The sequence below is a fragment of the Verrucomicrobiota bacterium JB022 genome, assembly GCA_030673845.1.
Taxonomy (GTDB): Bacteria; Verrucomicrobiota; Verrucomicrobiia; order Opitutales; family Oceanipulchritudinaceae; genus WOUP01.
In genome coordinates this window covers 82,163-96,898 of sequence record JAUTCQ010000012.1, presented here as the reverse complement: position 1 = coordinate 96,898, position 14,736 = coordinate 82,163, and the positions used below count along the sequence as shown (strand labels likewise).

Here is a 14,736-nt window from a genome sequence, read left to right as displayed (position 1 = left end):
AGATCAGAGAGAGAAGGGTTTCAAATCGCTTTCCCGCAGCTCCAGCCCATGGCCGGGCCGGTCGAGGGCAGGGTAAAGATCGCCACCTTTCAGCTCGGGCAGGCCTTCGAAAGCCATCGCCTCCAGCCGAGTATGGTCGTAGAAATATTCAAGGTGCCGCAGCCCCGGCGACGCGCAGGCAATGGGAACCGTCAAGGCGGGGGCGCAGTGGGCACTCAGCGGGGTTTCGAACGCCTCCGCCAGCACGGCAATTCGCCGAAATCCGGTATAGCCGCCACAGCGGGTAACGTCGGGCATGAGCACGTCGACCGACCGCTGCTCAAGGAAACGCCGGGCTTCGGAGCTGCGGTAGAGGTATTCGCCATCAGCCAATTCCACCCCCGGCGGCAGGTTGGGGCGGAGCGCGTGCAGGCCCGGCAGATCGGCGGGGTTCAGCGGCTGCTCCAGCCACGAAATCTGGCCGACCTCGGCAAAGACCTCCGCCCATTGGCGCGCCTGGGAGAGGGTGTAGGCGCTGTTGGCATCCACCATCAAAGCGGTGTCGGGGCCGATCACCAAGCGAGCGGCTTCCACTCGTTCTCGGTCGCGATCGGGTTGACGACCTACCTTCATCTTTACCGCGCGGAGCCCGCGCTCGCTCCAGCTGCGCAGCTGGCTCTCCAGCTCTCCCAGCTCATACGAGGTAAAGCCGCCGCTGCCGTAGGCCATCACGCTGTCCTGAGCCTGGCCCAGGAGGCGAGCGAGAGGCTGGTCCAGCAAGCGGGCGTAGAGATCCCACAAGGCGGTGTCGACGGCGGAAATCGCCATCATGGGCAGCCCCGTTTGCCCCAGGTTGCGAATCGTGTTGAGCATGGCTTCATGATGCGCCGCAGGTGTGAGCGCGGAGGCATCCTCAAGCAAAGACAGGAGGTGCTCGTGGATGAAATGCGCGGCGCTGGCGTCGGCGTAGGTGTAGCCGAAGCCCTTGGCCTCGGCGCTCCATACCTCGACCAGCACCAACGTGGTCGCATCCCACGCAAGCGTGCCGTCCGATTCCGGGGAAGCGGTCGGGATCCTGAAAATTCGGACCCGCGACCGCGTAATCGACTGCTCGACGGCAGTCACCGCTAGATCATTTCTTTCACCTTGTCGCGGGCGACAGTGGTGACGATCTCTTCGCGGTACTTTTCGCCCCTCAGCATCGATTTGGCGAACTTCGTGGCTTGGCCCACCTTGATCTTGCTCGGCATCGGAGGCTCCTGCTTGTCCACAATGGCATCGACGAGGACCGGCCCGGGGTAAGCCAGGGCCTGATCGAGCACTTCGCCGATCCGCGCCGGGTCGTCGCAACGCAGGCCCACTCCGCCGCAGGCCTCCGCCACCTTGGCAAAGTCGATGGGCGCGAGGTCCACTTCAAATTCCGGGTTGCCGAGGAAGACCATTTGCTCCCACTTGATCTGGCCCAGCGTCCCGTTGTTGATGAGGATCACCTTGATCGGCAATTCGTAGCGCACGGCGGTGGCAAATTCCGCCATCAGCATGCTGAAGCCGCCGTCGCCGATAAACGCCACGCATTGCCGGTCGGGGTGCGCGACCTGTGCGGCGATGGTGTAGGGGAGGCCATTGGCCATCGTGGCGAGGTTGCCCGAAAGCGAGAACATCTGGTTGCCCTTGGCCGGGATCTGGCGTGCAAACCAAGTCGCGATCGTGCCCGAATCGCTGGTGATGATCGCGTCGTCTCGCAGGCGCTTGCCCAGCTCCCATGCGACCACTTGCGGCTTCATCGGCTTGTCCTGCCGCGTGCCCCGCTTTTCCATCAGTTGCCACCACTCGTGGGTTTCCTTCTGGCGCTGCTCCAGAAAGCTGCGGTCTTCCTGACGCTTCAAGTGGGCCTTGAGACCGCGCAGGGTCGACTTGCTGTCGTAGGGCAGGCCGACCTCCACCGGGTAACGCAGGCCAATGCGGGCTGGCTCGATGTCGATCTGCACGCACTTCGCCTGCCCGGGCTTCGGATAATACTCGATGTAGGGGAATGACGTGCCGACCATGAGCAAGGTATCGCACTCCTGCATCGCATTTTCGGAGGGCAGGGTACCCAGCAGGCCGATCCCGCCAGTGGTCAAAGGATGGTGATCGGGCACCGCCGCCTTGCCCAGCAGCGCCTTGACGATAGGCGCGCCCAGGATGTCCGCGACTTCCAGCAGCTCCTTGGTGCATCCCAAGGCCCCTTGACCGACGAGCATCACCACCTTCTTGCCCGAGTTGAGCACTTCTGCGGCTTTTTTGAGGTGTGCTTCCTGTGGGGTGGGCGGCTCCACGTAATAAGAGCCACGATCGTGCTTCGGGACGTTGCGGCTGGACCGGCTTCCGTCCTCGACGGTCAGGCTCTGCAGGTCGGCCGGGAAATTGATATGCGTTACCGCCCGGCGGGCTACGGCCGTGCGACAAGCCATTTGGGTGACGTTGGCGACATGTTCAGGCCCCATTACGCGCGTATTGTAGGCCGCCACATCCATAAAGAGGCGGTCGAGCGCTACGTCTTGCTGGGCCATGGTATCGATCAGGTCATGGTAATGGTGGCCGGTGATCGCCAGCACCGGAGCGCCGTCCATCTTGGCGTCATAGAGGCCGTTGAGCAAGTGAACGCCGCCGGGGCCCGAAGTCGCCAGGCAACAGCCGAGCTTCTTGGTATATTTGGCATAGCCACAAGCCATGAAGGCTGCGGATTCTTCGTGCCGCACTTGCACGAAGCGGATCTTGTCCCGCCGCGTGCGGAGCGACTCCATGATGCCGTTGATCCCGTCGCCTGGGAGACCGAAAATTACTTCTACCCCCCAGTCGATCAGGGTTTCTACAAGGATGTCTGCTGCTGTCTTCGCCATAGCGTCAATAGTTTGAAGGTTTGGCTAGGAGTGCGCAGGGCCTGCGCCAATCTGTGGTGAATGGTCCAAATCACCGTTGGACAACGCTATTTACTTGCCTGCGGTTCCGACTTGAGAGGAGCGGAAGAAGATCCGTTGCAGGCTGCCTTCAATCTGATGCCGCGTTAGGGCGCACTGCACCCGTGGGCGTTCAGTGCGCATGGGCGTGGCCCCCATCCTCCCCGTGGTGGGCATGCTTCGCCATCTCCTTGGGGTTGTGCATGCCTTCCTTGACCCCAAACTTGATCAGCAGCACGTTGACCGGATAAGCGGCGATCAGGCCCACGGAAAGCGATACGACAAGCGAAGACCAGAACAGCGGCTCGCCAAATTGGGCGTTTTTCGCCAGCCAGAAGTCGACCCCAATCGCGACCACCTCCATCACCGCGATGCTGGCAGACTCGCTGTAGGCGGCATCTTTCAACGCCGTGCCGAAGCTCTCGCCATCTTGCAGGAGTGGCCCCATCGTCATGCCAAAACCGAAGATGTAGGCCAGCACAAAGGTGCAGAGGCCCACCCACAGGTTGCTGTTGACGGCCAGCACGCCGGTCAGGACGACGAGGCCGGTGACCTCGCCCGCGCCGCAGCCGGAATAGCAGTGTGAGACCGAGCGGAAGCTCTTGCGCCACAGCGAGTCACGCGCGATCTGTTTGCGGCCCGAGTAGTAGTAGACCGCCAGCCCGACGGGGCCCGAATACAGCACCGTGAGCCCCCAGACTACTTTCATCAAGGGCATGATCTCGCGGTTGTTTTTTGCCAAATCCCAGATCAGGACCGCAAGGGAGAGGGCCATCAGCACCAACCAGATGCTCATGACGGTAGGGTTGGAGATGAAGTCGCGAATCGCATTCATGTCACCGATTGGGTGCATATGCCATACCAGTGAGAGGAGCGAGTGGCATCCAACCTGCAAACGTTGGGGATGGTATGAAACATTTAATCGAAATACTCCCGACCCATCCCCATCCAACTCCCTTTGGCTCCACCGACGCCTGGCAGCAGTTGATCAAGGCTACGGGCGACTGTGCGGCAACTTGCCAAGGCTGCGCCGATGCCTGCCTGGCGGAGGAAAAGCTGGATATGCTCCGCCGTTGCATCCAGACGGATATCGCCTGCGCCAAAATCTGCGAGACGACCCTCAGCCTGCTGCTCACCCAAACTGCGCGGGACGATTCACTGGTTCGCGCGCAAGTCGAGACCTGCGAGAAGGCCTGCGGCATGTGCGCGAAGGAGTGTGAGCAACACGCCCAGATGCACGCGCACTGCCGTATCTGCGCCGAAGCCTGCCGCGCCTGTGAAAAGGCCTGCCGGGCTGCCCTTGCCGCCGCCTAAGACAACCTCATAAACGCAGCAAAGCCGCCCTCCAGATCGGAAGGCGGCTTTTGTGTCAGAAGAGTTGGAAGATTCTTAAATCATCGCCGGCATGCCGGTCTCGACCGGTGCGTGCTCGGTTTCCAGATTCTCCTTCAGGCGCTGCAAGTCCTCCTTCACCATTTGCTCAAAGGACTTGTTGAGCGCCTTGCCCATCACCAGGCCGATGGCGCCGACCGGGGGGCGATAAGAGATATGGACGTGCACCTCCGTGCCGTAACCGCCGGGGGAGTCGACAAACTGGACTTCGCCCGCGTTGTCTACGGCTGCACCCGGCACCGAACGCCAGGCAATACGCTCCTCGGGCTCGTCGTAGTGGATCTCGGCATCCCAGGAGACGCGACCGCGACCGCCCGGCAGGTGGGCCACCCAGTGCGAAGTGCGCTCGTCGTATTCCGAGACCTTCACCACGTGGTGCATGAAGCGCGGCAGATTTTCGAGTTGGCGCCAATAGCGGTAGACTTCCTCGCGCGGGGCGAGAATCGTTTCCGTCACATGCGCGCTGATCGGGCGGGCGCTCTGGGTGGGGGCCGTATCGCGCCCCACCGCCGAGCTGAGCGGGCAATGGCCCGAGAGGCCGCGATAAAGCAGGCCACCGCCTGCCGCGCCCATCAGGAGGCCCAGCCAAGGTTGGCGCTGGCGGAAAGCGAAAGCCGTCAGCGCAAGGCCTCCTACCGCCGAGATGATCCGCTCGGGGTTGCTGACGTTGATGTGGCTGGAGCCACTGGCGGGCGGCTCCGGGTAAAGTGAGTATGACGGGATATCCATGGTGTGATGTGGGTTGAGGTTAGTGCTGTCTCCTCTAAAGCACGGCATATACCAGCCCCTGCCACCACCTCGTGAGTGGCATATCCCGGGCCTGGGCGGTCGGGGAATCCAGCCATGCGCCCCGCGTCTCCTTCAACATTCGTGCAAGATGCGCTTTGCCTCGCGACCACGAGGGGAAACAAAAAAAGCGGAAGTCTACCGGTCGGAGGCTTCCGCTTGAGGTGAAAGTTGCCGTCTGGCTATGGGTGAGACGCGGCGGCCGATCGCTCGATGTTGTCGAGCACCTGATGGAGTGCGACGGCGTCTTCAAAGCTGGGAGCCGTGCGCGTGCCGTGCTGGATATCGTCGGCCATGCGGGCATACATCCGGGCCACGTTGCGGGCGATCGAGCTATCCGGCCAGCCATCATAGGCGGAGGCAGGAGGCATCAACAGCTCCAGCTCCTCGGCGTCGCCCTGGGCGCCACGGATCGTCAGCGGAGCCATTTGGGCATGGCCGCTGCCCGCCGTTACCTGAATGTCGCCCGAGGTCCCGTTGATTTCCCACAAGAGATTGGTGCCGCGCGATTGCCCGCCGCGATAGTGGACGGAGAGGGCGGCACCGCTGGCGAGCGCCCCGTGGATCATCACCTGATCAGGTGCGTTTTTGGGGAGCGATTCGCCGGTCTCGCTCACCTTCACCTTGTCGAAACGGCTGATGAAGCGGGCAGATACATCGTCGATCGGCCCGAGCACGTCCTGCAAAGCGGCCAAGGTGTGGGCGAGAGGGATGGCCTGCATCGTCGCTCCATTCGCGGAGTCGAAAAGGTAGGCGTGGTCGGCAATGCACTCGCCGGCCCAGTTGCCGCCTGAACCCACGAGTGTGGTGGAAAGGACGGTACCGACATAGCCGTCGGCAATGAGTCGGCGGAGGTGTTCGACTTCGATTGCGGCGCGGGCCTGCGTGCCCGCCACGGCCACGACTCCTTTTGCCGCAGCGAGCGCCGCCAGCTGGCGGGCTTCGGCCAGGCCGTTGCCCAGCGGCCACTCGCAGTAGACGTGCTTGCCGGCTTCGAGGGCGGCAGTCACCAGCTCAAGATGGTGAGGCACCTTCACGGTCACCACCACCAGGTCTACCTCCGGCGAGGTCACGAGCTCCTGCGCATTGACAAAAGCGTGCCGCAGGCCGAGGGCCTTGGCCGTTCGCTGGCTGCTTTCGGGCGACGAGTTGGCGGCCCCTACGATTTCGTAGCGCTCTCCCAAGGCTTTGAGCGCCGGAAGGTGGGCGGTGGCCGCCCAGTGAGAGTCGGGATTCAAGCCGATGAATCCAACGCGAATAGATCCGTTTTTCATGATAAGATTCTAAAGCTGATATCCCGGCTCCTTCAGCAGCCGTTGAGGGTGCCCCTGGATCTCGGGAAGATATACATCTTCCTTCCAGCGCTCCGCCGGGATTTCTTCGAGTGCGATCGAGACCGCGGCCTCTTCGTATCCAAAGATCTCCACGACGTCGCGGGTGATGGCATCGGCGAGACGTTGCTTTTGCGCCTCCGTTTTGCCCGGTATGACTTTGACGGCGATGTGCGGCATCGGCGGATGCTGACTAGCCTAGTATTGCTGGCTGGTGGGGCGGAAGAGCACCTCGTTGATGTCCACCTCGGCCGGCTGGTTGAGCGCAAACTCGATCACGCGGGCGAAAGAGCTGGCGGGGATCGCCTGCTGGTAGACTTCCTTCATGCCGGCGGCGACGTCTTCGTCGGTAATCGTGTCCGTCAGTTCGGTATCCACGGCTCCAGGCGAAACGATGGTGGTGCGGATGTTGTAGGGTTTTACTTCCTGGCGCAGGCCTTCGGAGATCGCGCGCACGGCCCACTTCGTGCCGGCGTAGACGGCACCGCCCGGGCCCACCTTGTGGCCGGCGACGGACGACACGTTGATGATGTGCCCCGACTTCTGCTTTTGCATGTAGGGCAGGGCGGCGGCGATCCCGTAGAGGGTGCCCTTGATGTTGACGTCGATCATCTGGTCCCACTCGTCAAACTTCAGCTTGTCGAGCATCGAGCTGGGCATCAGGCCGGCGTTGTTCAGGATCACGTCGACGCGCCCATGCAGCTCAATCGCGCGGTCGACGAGCGCCTTGACCTGGTGACGGTCGGTTACGTCGGTTTTGACGATCGCCTTGGCGTCGAGGCCGATTTCCTGGGCGAGTTTTTCGAGGCGCTCCATCCGGCGTGCGCCGAGGACGACCTTGGCGCCCAGCCTGGAAAGGTAGCGGGCGGTCTCGGCCCCCAGTCCACTGGAGGCACCTGTAATGACGATGACTTTGTCTTGGATGTTGTTCATGAGGTTTTCTTGTTTAGAGGGGTTGGGTTTGGGGAGCGGCAGGGCTTGCCTGCTCCCGGGCAAAATAAACGGTGGCCGCGCCGACGGCCGTGAACGCCACGGAGACGAGCAGAGCCTGGTGCCAGCCTTCGAAGAGACCGCTCGCACCGCCCTTTTCGGCCCCGTGGGCAATCAGGATGGCTGCGGTCGTGATGCCGATGGCCGAGCCGAGGTAGCGGGCCGTGTTGTTGGCCGCACTGCCCATTGCCGTGCGGTGGTGCGGCACGCTCTGCACCGCCTGGTGCCCAAGCGCCGCATTGAGGAAGCCATTTGAAACACCGGCCAGAAACAGCCCGGGAAGCGCCCGCAAGACGCCTCCGGCCGGATGGATCAGCAGGAGCAGCAACTGCCCCAAGCCACAACCCGCCATACTGGTAAAGAGCAGCGTGCGTGGGCGGAGCCCCGCGTGCAGGTGTTGGGCTGCAAGCGCGGTGACGGCGGTCATGGCCGACCACGCGACCAATACCACTGCGGCCAGTAGCGGGCTCACGCCCAACGATTGCTCCAGCACGGTGGGCACAAGCGTCATGATGGCCAGCACGCCCGCGCCGGAAGCGAAGGCTCCCATCGTGGCACCTACAAAGTCGGCCCGTCGAAAGAGGGATAGCTGCAGGATCGGGTTGTCGCTCCGGGCTTCGATCCACATAAAACCAGCGAGCAGGACTACTCCGGCGGCCAGCAGCCACAGCACGAGCGGGCGCAGGCCGAGGCGCGCTTCCGTCAAGGCCGAGAGAAAGGCGGTGAGGCCGAGCATGAGGACCAGTGCGCCGGCGTAGTCGACGCGTCGCCCGCCAACAGCCTCCGTATCCGGCAAGAGCCATTGCCCGACAACGGCGAGTGGGGCTGCCAGGGCAGCCATCACCCAATAAGAGGCGCGCCATCCACCCAGCGACAGCAGCGCTGCGGCGATGATAGGCCCTACGGCCACGCCGGCCCCCAGCCCGGCAGCCCAGACGCCGGCTGCCTTGGCCCGCTCATGCCCGCTGGGGAAAACCTGCCCGATCAAGCCCAGCCCGCAGGCGAGCATGGCCGAAGAGGAAAGCCCTTGCAGCAGCCGCGCCAGGATCAGCAGCAAGGTGGAAGGCGCCAGGGCTCCCATGATCGACGCTGCCACGAGGAGGACGAGGCCGGCGACGAAGACGCGCTTGCGCCCATGGTTATCACCCAGTGCCCCGGCCCCGAGCAGCCCGGCGGCGGCCCCCAAGGGCATACCGCTCAGGATCCATGCCTGTCCCCTGGGCCCCGCAGACAATTCGGCGACCGTCGCCGCGACCGTCGTCAACGGCAGGGTGAACACGATCAAGGCCAGCATGGTGCCGCCTGCCACCACCCCAAGGGTTGCAGCAGGGGAGCGCCGTGAGGAGAGATCGGTAGTGCTCATGGCAAGGGGATTCCAATGCCTTCCATCGGTGAGGTCGCGCCTTTCAGGCTAGGCCTCGCGATTGGGTTGGATGAGGATGGTGGCCGCCCGCGTCCGGTCGCTGATCATCGGAGGCAGGTAAGGGCTTTCGGCGTATTTCTCGCGGTAGGCTGCGTCGATCCGGCCATTAAGCTGCGGATCGTCGACCTCCTCGAACGTCACCTCCGGCTGCATACCTGCCACCTGGATCCGCCCGGCTCTCTGCGTTACCGCCGCCTGATGCCAGCGAGACTTGCGCCCGTGGTAGGCCCGCACAAAGAGCTGGCCGTCGACTACGACGGACCAGATCCAGGTAGGCGTACCATAGGTTTTGCCGTCGGCACGGAAGGGCGAGATGTGCAGATCGTCTGCCGGCCGGATCTTCTCCAGCTCCTCTGAGCTCCAGTCGCTCATGATACTACTTCTGGTATTGGCTGTCGGTCACCTTCTCCATCCAGGTAACGGGGGAGCCGTCCTGGTATTCCTGGATCGCAATGTGGGTCATCGCCTTCTTGGGGGAGGCGCCGTGCCAGTGCTTCGTGTGCGGCGGGAACCACACCACATCGCCCGGGCGCACTTCCTCGATCGGGCCACCCTCGGTCTGGACCCAGCCCACGCCGGAGGTGATGATCAAGGTCTGGCCCAGCGGGTGCGTGTGCCAGGCCGTGCGGGCCCCGGGCTCGAACGTCACCGTGGCTGCGCCGGTTCGGGCCGGATCGTTGGGGCTGAAAAGCGGGTCGATCCGGACATTGCCGGTAAACCAGTCAGCGGGGCCTTTGGCCGATTCTTGTGCGCCGTTTCGTGTGATTTTCATGGTCGATTCTTTTTCGGGGTGAGATGCGTTCGTCGCCTGGGCCTGAAGAATGGCAGGCAAGGTGAGTCCAGTTATCGTCGTCGCTTGGATGAAGGTGCGTAGGGTGCGATTCATGTCGGTGTGCGTTGAGTTGACGTCGGTGACCTTTCGCCCTGCAAGGAGGCCGGTCGGGGGAGGAGGAGATAAACCTGGGGCGCAAGTGGCGCGCCAAAACGATCGGCTTTCTCGGCCAGGCCGGTCGGTCCCCGGGGTGGGGAAAACGTCCAGATTGCCGGAGGTGCCCATCGACATGGCTGGATGATACTCCGATCTGCGCCGCTCGTCTAACATCCTGTTGCCGGACCTGTTCTGAGGTTGCGCAAAACACACTTTGGCCCCGAGGGGGGCACCTGCGGCCGCTTGTCGCGGGCGGGCAGGGGCGGGGGATTGGAGATGCGATAGCATTGCCATGCCGCCAGATCGCCCCCATCATTCCCAGCATGCTGGTTCCAGAGGTCACATCCGCTGATGAATTTGATTCCTACATCCCCGGCAAGCGCATCGCGACTGCCCAAGGGCCAGCATGGCGCGAACTCCGCGCGGCCGTCTACTCCGCCCCAGCCAAAGGTACCACCACCTCACCCGGCCTGAGCGAGCCGCTTTTGCAGTGGACGATATCCGGAGAGGTGGAAGTGGAAGACCGCGAAGGCGACGGCGCCTGGAGCCGCACCCTGATCAAGAAGGATTCGTTTTTCCTGACGGGCTCGACAGGGCCCTACGACTGCCGGTGGCGCGCCCTCTCGGGCGAACCCTTCGAATACATGATGGTGACGATTGCCGTCCCCGTCTTGCAGGAGGCATACGAAGAAGTGTTTGGCGCGGAGGCCGACCACGTGCAGCTGCAAGACTTTTGCGGCTTCAGCGATGAGACCCTGAGCCTTCTCATGCGGCAGGTCTATCGCGAACTCCAGAGCCCAAAGGCCAGCGCGCTCGCCGTCAAAAGCCTGGCCCAGCTGATCGCGGTGCATCTGGCGCGCAACTACGCGGAAGTCGTCAGCCACAGCGCGCACAGCCTTTCCTCGCTGCCCGGTTACAAGCTCCGCCAGGTCACCGACTGGATCGACCAGCACTTCGATCAGGACTTCGACCTGGGCCGCCTCGCGACCTTGGCTGGCTTGAGCGAATTTTACTTCCACCGTCTCTTCAAGAGTGCAATGGGCATGACGCCATACGCCTACCAGACGGAAGTGCGCATGAAGCAAGCGCGCCGCCTCTTGCGTGAGACCCGGCACAGCATCTCGGCCGTCGCGCTGGACGTGGGGTATGCCAACCCCAGCCACTTTGCCAACGTCTTCCGGCGGGTCGTCGGCCTGTCGCCGAGCGAATACCGCAGGCAGCGCTGAGCGGCAGGCCGAGCCCCTGCGCTGCTTTTGCGCAATATTCCTACAGCCACAGCAACGGATTGGGCGACTTGCACCCCTGCCTGCGGTATACTGGTGCACGATCTGGGTTAGCCCGAGGCGGCGTCGATGAGCCCGCCAGCGAACCCGTTGCACCACCCACCAAAACCAGGAATCCGATGGAACTCGAAAACAGCAAAGTGAATCGACGCCAATTCATGCAAAAGTCTGCCGTGGCCGGAGCCGGGCTTTTGATCGCCCAAAACACGACCTTTGCCCAATCCGCTCCATCGGCCCCCACTGGAAAGATCAAATCGCGTGGCTATGCTGCGACGGATGCCTCCGGCAAGCTGACCCCCTGGGAGTTCGAGCGCCGGGCCATGCGCGATAACGACGTCCTGATCGAAATCAAATACGCCAGCATTTGCCACTCCGACATTCACCAGATGAAAGGCCACTGGGGCCCGCAAAAGTATCCCCAGGTGCCGGGGCACGAAATCGTGGGCATCGTGGCGGCAGTCGGCAAGAACGTCACCAAGTTCAAGGTAGGCGACCGGGCCGGCGTCGGCTGCATGGTCGACAGCTGTATGGATTGCGACCATTGCGAGCACGGAGAAGAGCACTACTGCGATAACGGCAAAACGCTCTTTACCTACGGTTACCCCGACCAGACTTCTCCCACCGGCATCACGCAAGGCGGCTACGCCAACAACATCGTGGTGCGCGACCATTTTGCCGTCCGCATCCCCGATCACATCAAGCTGGAAGAAGCGGCCCCCCTGCTGTGCGCCGGCATCACGACCTATTCGCCGCTCATGCAGGCCAACTTCGACATTGGGGACAAGGTGGGCGTCGCCGGGATCGGAGGGCTCGGCCACCTGGCCATCAAGCTCGCCGTCTCCAAGGGCGCCGAAGTCTACGGCTTCACCACCACGCCCGGCAAGGTGAAGGACATCCTCGCCTTCGGGGCGAAGGAAGCCATCCTCGTCGACGATCTGTCGAAGCTGGCACCCTACAAGGGCAAGCTCGATTACATGATCTCCACCATCCCGGTGCAGTTCGACGTCGCGGCCTACTCCTCGGTCGTCAAACCGCACGGCTCCTTCACCCAGGTGGGGATGCCGGAAGGCATGGCGTTCGACGTCAGCGCGATCGGCCTCGCCCAATCCCGGGTCAAGTTCGACGTCTCCCTGATCGGCGGCATTCCCGAAACGCAGGAAGTTATCCACTACTGCGCCGACAAGCGCGTGCTGCCCCAGATCCAGATGATCAAGGCCCCCGAGATCAACGATGCCTGGGCCAAAGTCGTGAACAAGGAAGCCCGCTACCGCTACGTGATCGATGCGGCCACCTTCTAAGCTGCTTTGAATGAAAAGGGTGGGGGAGTGATCCCTCGCCTCACGCTCACACGCTCACGGTATGGCAACGCTGTCCCCACTTCGGATGCTCTGCGCGCTCCTCCTGTTAGGGGGAGTCAGCTTGAGCGCGGCACCCACCCATTCCTCAACCCCAGATGAAGCCCCGATGGCCGACTCCATGAAGATTCGCATCGACGTCGGCGAAAAGACGTTGAAGGCGACCCTTGTAAACACCCCCGCCGCGCGCGACTTCCTCACGCTGCTGCCGCTCACCGTCGCCCTCGAAGACTACGCCAAAACGGAGAAGATCTGCGACCTGCCGCGCAAGCTCTCGACGCAAGGCGCCCCGGCAGGCTATGAACCTCGTGCCGGCGACATCACCTACTACGCCCCCTGGGGCAACCTCGCGATTTTCTACCGCGGCTTCAGCTATTCCTCGGGCCTGGTCCATCTCGGCACGATCGAAGGCGACCTGGAGGCCCTCATCGCGGCAGGAAACACCCAGGTGAACATCCAGCGCGACGACACCCCGTAGCCCCTCTGAACAAAGGCGTTTGCCATGAGACCCAAGATTATCAGCCACATGATTTCTTCCATCGACGGGCGACTGCTCGTTGACCGCTGGACCCCGCCTGCCGCCAGCATCGACCGCGACGACCTGTTTGCCTACTACGACCAGATTGCAGACCGCTTCCAGGCCGATGGCTGGATGGCGGGTCGCAAATCTATGGAAGAATACGCCGGCACCTCCAGCCGCCCCGCCCACGCCGATGGACCCATCCCCCGCGAGACCTTCGTGGCCGACCGCCAGGGCCGCGCCGTCGGTATCGCGCTCGATCCCCACGGCAAGATCCACTATGGCGGCGACAACGCGCACGGCGACCATGTCATCGCCATCCTCGGCGAAGCGGTATCGGACGACTACCTGGCCGAACTCCGGCAGGACGGCGTTTCCTACCTCTTTGCCGGGCCGGACGGGCACGACCTGCCTCGTGCGCTCGAGTGCCTCAGGGAGACCTTTGGCCTCAAGACCCTCCTCCTCCAGGGCGGAGGGGTCATCAACGGAGCGTTCCTCAAGGCCGGGTTGATCGACGAAATCAGCGTGCTCATCTACCCCGGGATCGACGGCCTGGCGGGGATGCCCGGTATCTTCGAGTATCTGGGGGCCAAAGACGACCTGCCGGCTGCCGGCAAAGCCCTCCGGCACCTCGCCACCGAGACGCTGGAAGGAGGCGTCGTCTGGCTGCACTACCGCGTGGAAGACGCCACCGCATAAACCGCTCCCGTATTCGACCCATGCACATCTTCGACCGCTTGAGGGCCGGCCACTCCATCCCTATCGACGACCCCGACTTCGCGCTGGTGCACGAGCAGGCCGCCCGCACCATGCGACTGTCGGTCGCGCTCAACGCCTCGACCTCCGTAGACGAGTTCCGGCAACGCCTGTCGGAGATCATGGCACGCCCCATCGACCCCAGCACGACGATCTTTGCCCCCTTTCACATCAATGTCGGGATCTTTACCCAGCTAGGCCGCAACGTCTTCATCAACCACGCCTGCGTCTTTCTCGACATGGGCGGCATTACGATTGAAGACGAAGTCAAGATCGGCCCGCGCGTAAATGTGCTGACCGAAGGGCACCCGCTCGATCCCAGCCAGCGCCGAACCCTGCAAGTCGCGCCGGTCGTAATCCGGCGCAACGCCTGGATCGGGGCCAACGCCACGATCCTCCCCGGCGTCACCATCGGCGAAAACGCAGTCGTTGCAGCCGGCGCCGTGGTGACCAAAGACGTCCCAGCCAACACCGCCGTCGGCGGCGTTCCCGCCAAAGTGCTCAAAGAGCTTCCGTAATTGCATATTTAGCCAAGTCGACGTTCGCTTGACACGAGGCCAACTATGCGCAATCTTGGTCGATTCAAATTGTTCTTTCCTAGTGAAAGACCACTGGGGGTGTTCCGGAATTCGACCTTGAGACGGAATGGCTCGTGGCAGGCAGGAGTTGGCCGAAGGCTCCTTTAAAATCGGCCAAACCAATAAATGGCGAACAAGAATACGCCCTCGCTGCGTAGTTTAACCTATCAGCGCGGAGAACCTCTCACGTCCGCTAAGAGGTAATCCGACGACTAGCGGATATAGCTGCTTCCGGGCCACCGGGGAAGCAGCCGTAACTTACCGGTAGCTAGCGACCCGGCCGCGCGTTGCACCGCAACCGATCAGCGAAAACCCAAAAGCGCAACTATGCCTGTAGAAGCGTGCCAAGAAGGCTCTCGGGACGCGGGTTCAAATCCCGCCACCTCCACCAGTGTATCAACGACTTGTAATATCGCTTCGGACTTTTCACTAGTTTGGAATCTTTTTGGTGTGGGATGGGCGAGACCTTGGATGGT

At 62.8% G+C, this 14,736-nt stretch carries 16 protein-coding genes and 1 other RNA gene; 7 read left to right on the top strand and 10 right to left on the bottom strand.

The genetic code is table 11. The features are described 5' to 3' along the window. Positions 1–3 precede the first annotated feature (3 nt). From Q7P63_07405 to Q7P63_07395, 3 genes are all read right to left on the bottom strand, one after another. Positions 4–1,104 carry an enolase C-terminal domain-like protein gene (locus tag Q7P63_07405; GenBank protein MDP0499913.1) on the bottom strand — a complete coding sequence of 367 codons (1,101 nt, stop codon included), beginning with the start codon at positions 1,102–1,104 and terminating at the stop codon, positions 4–6. Positions 1,105–1,106: 2 nt separating this feature from the next. Continuing rightward, positions 1,107–2,861, bottom strand: coding sequence for a thiamine pyrophosphate-binding protein (locus Q7P63_07400; protein MDP0499912.1), 1,755 nt, complete (start codon positions 2,859–2,861; stop codon positions 1,107–1,109). A 190-nt stretch (positions 2,862–3,051) separates the two neighbouring features. Further along, complete coding sequence (locus tag Q7P63_07395; GenBank protein ID MDP0499911.1) at positions 3,052–3,753, bottom strand: DUF4396 domain-containing protein; 702 nt, start codon at positions 3,751–3,753, stop codon at positions 3,052–3,054. A gap of 74 nt (positions 3,754–3,827) precedes the next feature. Between Q7P63_07395 and Q7P63_07390 the strand changes: the two genes are divergently transcribed. Continuing rightward, positions 3,828–4,232, top strand: a complete 405-nt coding sequence (locus Q7P63_07390; protein MDP0499910.1) for a four-helix bundle copper-binding protein — start codon at positions 3,828–3,830, stop codon at positions 4,230–4,232. A 75-nt stretch (positions 4,233–4,307) separates the two neighbouring features. On the opposite strand, the gene Q7P63_07385 is transcribed toward Q7P63_07390, so the two are convergent. From Q7P63_07385 to Q7P63_07355, 7 genes are all read right to left on the bottom strand, one after another. Further along, a complete protein-coding gene (locus tag Q7P63_07385) occupies positions 4,308–5,039 on the bottom strand; it encodes an SRPBCC family protein (protein MDP0499909.1) in 732 nt (243 codons plus the stop codon). A gap of 239 nt (positions 5,040–5,278) precedes the next feature. Further along, positions 5,279–6,370, bottom strand: a complete 1,092-nt coding sequence (locus tag Q7P63_07380; GenBank protein ID MDP0499908.1) for a Gfo/Idh/MocA family oxidoreductase — start codon at positions 6,368–6,370, stop codon at positions 5,279–5,281. A 9-nt stretch (positions 6,371–6,379) separates the two neighbouring features. After that, entirely contained in the window at positions 6,380–6,607 is a 228-nt protein-coding gene (locus tag Q7P63_07375) for a tautomerase family protein (GenBank protein ID MDP0499907.1), read from the bottom strand. Between the two features lie 18 nt (positions 6,608–6,625). Further along, entirely contained in the window at positions 6,626–7,360 is a 735-nt protein-coding gene (locus tag Q7P63_07370; GenBank protein MDP0499906.1) for an SDR family oxidoreductase, read from the bottom strand. A 13-nt stretch (positions 7,361–7,373) separates the two neighbouring features. After that, entirely contained in the window at positions 7,374–8,780 is a 1,407-nt protein-coding gene (locus Q7P63_07365) for an MFS transporter (protein MDP0499905.1), read from the bottom strand. 48 nt (positions 8,781–8,828) lie between these two features. Continuing rightward, positions 8,829–9,212 carry a DUF2255 family protein gene (locus Q7P63_07360; GenBank protein ID MDP0499904.1) on the bottom strand — a complete coding sequence of 128 codons (384 nt, stop codon included), beginning with the start codon at positions 9,210–9,212 and terminating at the stop codon, positions 8,829–8,831. A gap of 4 nt (positions 9,213–9,216) precedes the next feature. Next, positions 9,217–9,612 carry a cupin domain-containing protein gene (locus Q7P63_07355; GenBank protein MDP0499903.1) on the bottom strand — a complete coding sequence of 132 codons (396 nt, stop codon included), beginning with the start codon at positions 9,610–9,612 and terminating at the stop codon, positions 9,217–9,219. Positions 9,613–10,091: 479 nt separating this feature from the next. Here Q7P63_07355 and Q7P63_07350 point away from each other — a divergent pair, with 479 nt between their 5' ends. The 6 genes from Q7P63_07350 (at position 10,092) to ssrA (ending at position 14,651) form a co-directional block, all read left to right on the top strand. Beyond that, positions 10,092–10,994: an AraC family transcriptional regulator gene (locus tag Q7P63_07350; protein ID MDP0499902.1), complete on the top strand. Its 903-nt coding sequence runs from the start codon at positions 10,092–10,094 to the stop codon at positions 10,992–10,994. A gap of 176 nt (positions 10,995–11,170) precedes the next feature. Beyond that, positions 11,171–12,349 (top strand): NAD(P)-dependent alcohol dehydrogenase, encoded by a 1,179-nt coding sequence (locus tag Q7P63_07345; GenBank protein ID MDP0499901.1) that lies wholly within the window; start codon positions 11,171–11,173, stop codon positions 12,347–12,349. Between the two features lie 166 nt (positions 12,350–12,515). Beyond that, positions 12,516–12,884 (top strand): cyclophilin-like fold protein, encoded by a 369-nt coding sequence (locus Q7P63_07340; protein ID MDP0499900.1) that lies wholly within the window; start codon positions 12,516–12,518, stop codon positions 12,882–12,884. Positions 12,885–12,908: 24 nt separating this feature from the next. After that, entirely contained in the window at positions 12,909–13,625 is a 717-nt protein-coding gene (locus tag Q7P63_07335) for a dihydrofolate reductase family protein (GenBank protein MDP0499899.1), read from the top strand. 20 nt (positions 13,626–13,645) lie between these two features. Further along, positions 13,646–14,200 carry a DapH/DapD/GlmU-related protein gene (locus tag Q7P63_07330; protein ID MDP0499898.1) on the top strand — a complete coding sequence of 185 codons (555 nt, stop codon included), beginning with the start codon at positions 13,646–13,648 and terminating at the stop codon, positions 14,198–14,200. Positions 14,201–14,295: 95 nt separating this feature from the next. Beyond that, positions 14,296–14,651: a transfer-messenger RNA gene (gene ssrA / locus Q7P63_07325) on the top strand. Positions 14,652–14,736 lie beyond the last annotated feature (85 nt).

Bases quoted from the DNA above. Each gene is read 5' to 3' on its own strand.
- Q7P63_07400 (MDP0499912.1), bottom strand. From the start codon at position 2,861: ATGGCGAAGACAGCAGCAGACATCCTTGTAGAAACCCTGATCGACTGG.
- Q7P63_07395 (MDP0499911.1), bottom strand. From the start codon at position 3,753: ATGAATGCGATTCGCGACTTCATCTCCAACCCTACCGTCATGAGCATC.
- Q7P63_07390 (MDP0499910.1), top strand. From the start codon at position 3,828: ATGAAACATTTAATCGAAATACTCCCGACCCATCCCCATCCAACTCCC.
- Q7P63_07385 (MDP0499909.1), bottom strand. From the start codon at position 5,039: ATGGATATCCCGTCATACTCACTTTACCCGGAGCCGCCCGCCAGTGGC.
- Q7P63_07380 (MDP0499908.1), bottom strand. From the start codon at position 6,370: ATGAAAAACGGATCTATTCGCGTTGGATTCATCGGCTTGAATCCCGAC.
- Q7P63_07375 (MDP0499907.1), bottom strand. From the start codon at position 6,607: ATGCCGCACATCGCCGTCAAAGTCATACCGGGCAAAACGGAGGCGCAA.
- Q7P63_07370 (MDP0499906.1), bottom strand. From the start codon at position 7,360: ATGAACAACATCCAAGACAAAGTCATCGTCATTACAGGTGCCTCCAGT.
- Q7P63_07365 (MDP0499905.1), bottom strand. From the start codon at position 8,780: ATGAGCACTACCGATCTCTCCTCACGGCGCTCCCCTGCTGCAACCCTT.
- Q7P63_07360 (MDP0499904.1), bottom strand. From the start codon at position 9,212: ATGAGCGACTGGAGCTCAGAGGAGCTGGAGAAGATCCGGCCGGCAGAC.
- Q7P63_07355 (MDP0499903.1), bottom strand. From the start codon at position 9,612: ATGAAAATCACACGAAACGGCGCACAAGAATCGGCCAAAGGCCCCGCT.
- Q7P63_07350 (MDP0499902.1), top strand. From the start codon at position 10,092: ATGCTGGTTCCAGAGGTCACATCCGCTGATGAATTTGATTCCTACATC.
- Q7P63_07345 (MDP0499901.1), top strand. From the start codon at position 11,171: ATGGAACTCGAAAACAGCAAAGTGAATCGACGCCAATTCATGCAAAAG.
- Q7P63_07340 (MDP0499900.1), top strand. From the start codon at position 12,516: ATGGCCGACTCCATGAAGATTCGCATCGACGTCGGCGAAAAGACGTTG.
- Q7P63_07335 (MDP0499899.1), top strand. From the start codon at position 12,909: ATGAGACCCAAGATTATCAGCCACATGATTTCTTCCATCGACGGGCGA.
- Q7P63_07330 (MDP0499898.1), top strand. From the start codon at position 13,646: ATGCACATCTTCGACCGCTTGAGGGCCGGCCACTCCATCCCTATCGAC.